At 55.0% G+C, this 3,908-nt stretch carries 4 protein-coding genes and 1 pseudogene; 3 read left to right on the top strand and 2 right to left on the bottom strand.

Annotated features, from left to right (window positions below):
* Positions 1-372 (top strand): annotated as a pseudogene (locus AC2FNE_RS24480) (recombinase family protein); the annotation flags it as partial.
* Positions 369-752 (top strand): hypothetical protein, encoded by a 384-nt coding sequence (locus AC2FNE_RS24475; RefSeq protein WP_496806547.1) that lies wholly within the window; start codon positions 369-371, stop codon positions 750-752. The pseudogene AC2FNE_RS24480 and the gene AC2FNE_RS24475, both read left to right, overlap by 4 nt.
* A gap of 140 nt (positions 753-892) precedes the next feature.
* On the opposite strand, the gene AC2FNE_RS24470 is transcribed toward AC2FNE_RS24475, so the two are convergent.
* Complete coding sequence (locus AC2FNE_RS24470; RefSeq protein WP_496806546.1) at positions 893-1,897, bottom strand: helix-turn-helix domain-containing protein; 1,005 nt, start codon at positions 1,895-1,897, stop codon at positions 893-895.
* A gap of 143 nt (positions 1,898-2,040) precedes the next feature.
* Between AC2FNE_RS24470 and AC2FNE_RS24465 the strand changes: the two genes are divergently transcribed.
* Positions 2,041-3,402, top strand: a complete 1,362-nt coding sequence (locus AC2FNE_RS24465) for a metal-dependent hydrolase family protein (RefSeq protein WP_496748144.1) — start codon at positions 2,041-2,043, stop codon at positions 3,400-3,402.
* 121 nt (positions 3,403-3,523) lie between these two features.
* Here the strand turns inward: AC2FNE_RS24465 and AC2FNE_RS24460 are convergent, their stop codons facing one another.
* Positions 3,524-3,655: a hypothetical protein gene (locus AC2FNE_RS24460; RefSeq protein ID WP_496806545.1), complete on the bottom strand. Its 132-nt coding sequence runs from the start codon at positions 3,653-3,655 to the stop codon at positions 3,524-3,526.
* Positions 3,656-3,908 lie beyond the last annotated feature (253 nt).

Below are 3,908 nucleotides of genomic sequence, written 5' to 3'. Positions count from 1 at the left end.
ATGGACGTGATCCGGAACCGCGATACCGGCGAAGAGACCGCGCCGACGCGGCTGGCCGCCGGGATGGTCGAGGACGCGGTAGTGACCGAAATCCGCCGGATCCTGCAAACACCGGAGGTCGTCACGCAGGTATTGGCGGCGCTCAAAACCAAAACCGCCGATATTTCCGAAGCCGACGCCTTGGGGGCGCTCCACGAGTTCGACACGTTGTGGGCGCAACTCTTCCCGGCCGAGCAAGCGCGGATCGTCCAGCTCCTCGTTCGGCGCATCACAGTGACGGCCGCCGGACTCGAGGTCGATATCCGGCGCGAGGGCATCGCCGGGGTCATCCGTGAGATGTTCGCGCCCCGCGAGATGGAGGCTGCCGAATGACCAAGCCGAACAACACCATCCGCATCCTGATCCCTCTCAAGATGCGCAAGAAGAACGGGAGACCCAAGATCCTGCCGCCGGCTGACCACAGCCCGAGCGCGGATCAGGCACAGGATCCCCATATCCTGCGCGCAATCGGCCGCGCATGGAGTTGGCGTCGCCGGATGGAGGCCGGTGAGTTCGCGACAATCCAGGAACTGGCCGAAGCCGTCGGTCTGGCCGAGCGCCATGTCAGTCGTCAGCTACGCCTCGCTTATCTGGCGCCGGAGGTACAGAAAAGGCTGACTTGTGGGCGTGAGGCGTCGGCTGTCAGTCTGTATGATCTGTGTTTTCTGGCGGGGGAGACATGGCAGGAGCAGGCGGAGCGCGTATTCGATTAGCGGCTGGCGTTTGGCCTCAAACGACACACACACCGTTCCTGTTTCAGATGGAGCGGACCTTCATTCACTTTGCACCAAAAGCCTGGAGAGAGCCCAAAGGAGACAATTTCTTGCTCTCAATTTCGCAAGCCGCCAAGCTGTTACTGGAATGCAACTGAGTCGCGCTTAAAGTGTTTTGGGCTTTTCCCGGTAAGCCGTTTGAAGGCACGTGTGAAGTTCGCCGGGTCTTTGTAACCCAGCCTTGTAGCGGCATCCGTCACAGACATTGAATTTTGAACAAGGATTCTTTCGGCTTCTTTTTTTTTGACTACGTTGATGACGTTCCTTAAGTTCGTGCCGCTTTTTCTGAGCCGTTCCCTGAGAGTTCGAGCAGGGACCCCCAATTCCTTAGCCAAGCGTGCCACATTGATCTCGGCAACAGAAACGCCGGACATAATTACTTGTTCGATAATTCTTTCTAGTTCCTTGGGTAATTTTTCAGTTTCGATGCGCGCCTCTTTTAAATCGTCTTGTGCGAAGTCACAGTTCTCCCACAGCCACCCCATTGGAAAGGAACATGATACACCCATTCGGTCGCCGGCTACTTTCCTTGCTGACGCAAGCGCCCGATGGTCAATAAACTCGGGTGCGCAGACTTGTAGCTGCAATTCGTTCATATCCCAGCTTTTCCCAGCAGATCTTTTGAGCAATATGACCAAGAGGCCGACGGCGAAGGCATCGGCTTGCTCAGGTAAAGCACTCGGGCGAAAAGTACGCATCTGGCGGAACATGCACTCTTCTGCACCGAACTCTAGCGAATAGCGTGTACTGGATGCATAACGTGACGCAGTGGCAGAAAACTTAGACAAGAATTCGACTAGCGTGACCGAACTTCCGGCAGCATCGCGGAATGGAGGCCAGTCTTCGACACTAAGCGCAAGGCCGGCTTCTAGTCCGAAGTACTTGTTGCCTGAAAGGTCTGCACACCACTCCACGACCCTGTAGCTTGTTTCTGCAGCGATCAGTTTAGCGCCCGATGCCAAATCTGCCGAGGTCATTTCTAACCGGTCGAAAATAGCATTTCGATCGGTGCTGGTCAGTCGATCAATAAATGGCGACAGAACAGAAGCGCGCATGAGTGGAACATCCGCTCGCTTAGGTGCCATCACAGCCTCCTTCAAACAAACTAGCGAAAATTAATCCACTCTTGTCATGAAAGAAAGGAAAACTACACGCCGGCGTCAAATCTGACAGGTTTCAATATGATTTTTGTGCTTTGCTGCGATCAACGGAGACAGGAGAAAAAAGAATGGCGAAGTCAGGTTATATCAACCGCAGAGACGTAATAATCGGCGGCATAGCTCTGAGTGCTACGGCTCGCGTTCCTGCCCGCGCCCAATCAGCGGCTCCTTTAACGTTGATTTCGAACGTGAAAATCTTCGATGGCGTGAACGACGCACTTATTGAAAATGGCAGTGTTCTCGTAGAAGGCCAGTTTATCGCCACGGTCTCACGCGAGCCCATCGTAGCACCAGACGCCATGCAGATTGATGGCGGCGGTCGCACCTTGATACCTGGTTTGATTGACTCGCACCAACACGTGATGCTTGGGCCTACGGTCGATCCTTTGCGGGCCGTATTGTCGGAGACAATCTACACAACAGCGTACGCGGCAATCCCGCAGGCCAAGAAACTCATCGACATGGGCGTGACCTCTATCCGAGACCTCGGCGGGCCTTCAATTGAATTGGGCCGGGCGATCGACGCTGGACATATAGAAGGGCCGCGTATCATGTCTGCGGGGCATTTTGTTGGCGCGACCTCGGGACATGGAGACTTTGGCGGATTCAGGTATCTCGGCGGAACAGAGTCTTTATCCAGCGATGCGAACCGCTCTCTCACTTCCGGTTGGTCCATCCTTGCGGATGGTCCTAGTGATGTTCGTTGGGCTGTTCGAACAGCTCTGGCAAACGGGTCGGCTTATATCAAGGTCATGGCTGGCGGTGGAGTTGCGTCCGTAAAGGATCCGCTGGAATCGGTCGGCTATTCGGAAGATGAATTCCGCGCAGCGGTCGAAGCCGCCGCAGATTACGATACCTATGTTGCTTGTCATGCCTACAACGACGAAAGCGTTCAGCGCATGATCCGCGCTGGGGTGGCGGACAACGTACATGGCCATCTCATGTCCGAAGAAACCGTCGCGATGATGGCAGAAGCTGGCATGTGGCTCAGCAGCCTCTCGAACCCCGTGGGACTTATGGATGTACCCTTTTTCACCGATGAAAACCGGCGCAAAGCAGGGGAGGTTGTAGCCGGTTATGAGCAAGTTATGGGATGGGCTAAGCAGTACGGTGTCAAAATTGGATGGGGAACCGACGCGGCATCATCGATGCTGGATACGGTTTTGCTGGAGTTCCAACAGCGTTCGCCGTTCTTCACACCAACGGAGATGCTCAAGCAAGCAACGTCAGCAAACGGACAGCTTTTCGAACTCGCTCGTTCACGCAACCCGTACCGAGCGGCCAAACTCGGTGTCATCGAGGAAGGTGCCTGGGCAGACATACTACTCTACGGCGGCGATCCGACCGAGGACATCGGTGTTGTTATCGACTACCAGAACACTCTGGATCTGATCATGAAGGATGGCAAAGTCCACATGTCGAAGATCTGATCTTTGTCCGACTGTCCTAACGCTGACTATCTTCCGTTAAAGGCGAAGAATGGGTTCAACGCTGAATATGGATCGTAGGTGACCGCTTCGTCCGCATCTCGGTCCTTGCTGCAAGCTGCAGTCAATGACTGGTCTGGAATCCGTCGACCACTGTCGCGGGAGAAGTGTCGCCCGACTTGGCTGTGGCCCAACGTACCAACGCTTTCTCGTCATCTCGCACTACTACGCCGCCTCCGGGTGTCTCTGGTTGCATCGATAGCGCTCGAAGTCGCCTCAACTGCGGCGCAGCACATTTCTGACAAGCATCGGAAAATACGTAAGTTTTTGAATCCGTCTCGACTTGGGTGAAAGGCGGGTGGAAAGAGACGCAGGGCGTTCAGAGACCCATTTCGTCCAAAGCCCCAGTCTCCGAAAGTCGGATGGCCCCGCTAAACCCCTTTGAAACAAAAAGAAAAAAGGCCCCGCTAGGGACCTCATCTCGGGTTCGCAATGTGTAAGTGGCGGAG

Source organism: Ruegeria sp. YKSD179, assembly GCF_059612885.1.
This window is presented reverse-complemented; position numbering and strand designations above follow the sequence as displayed.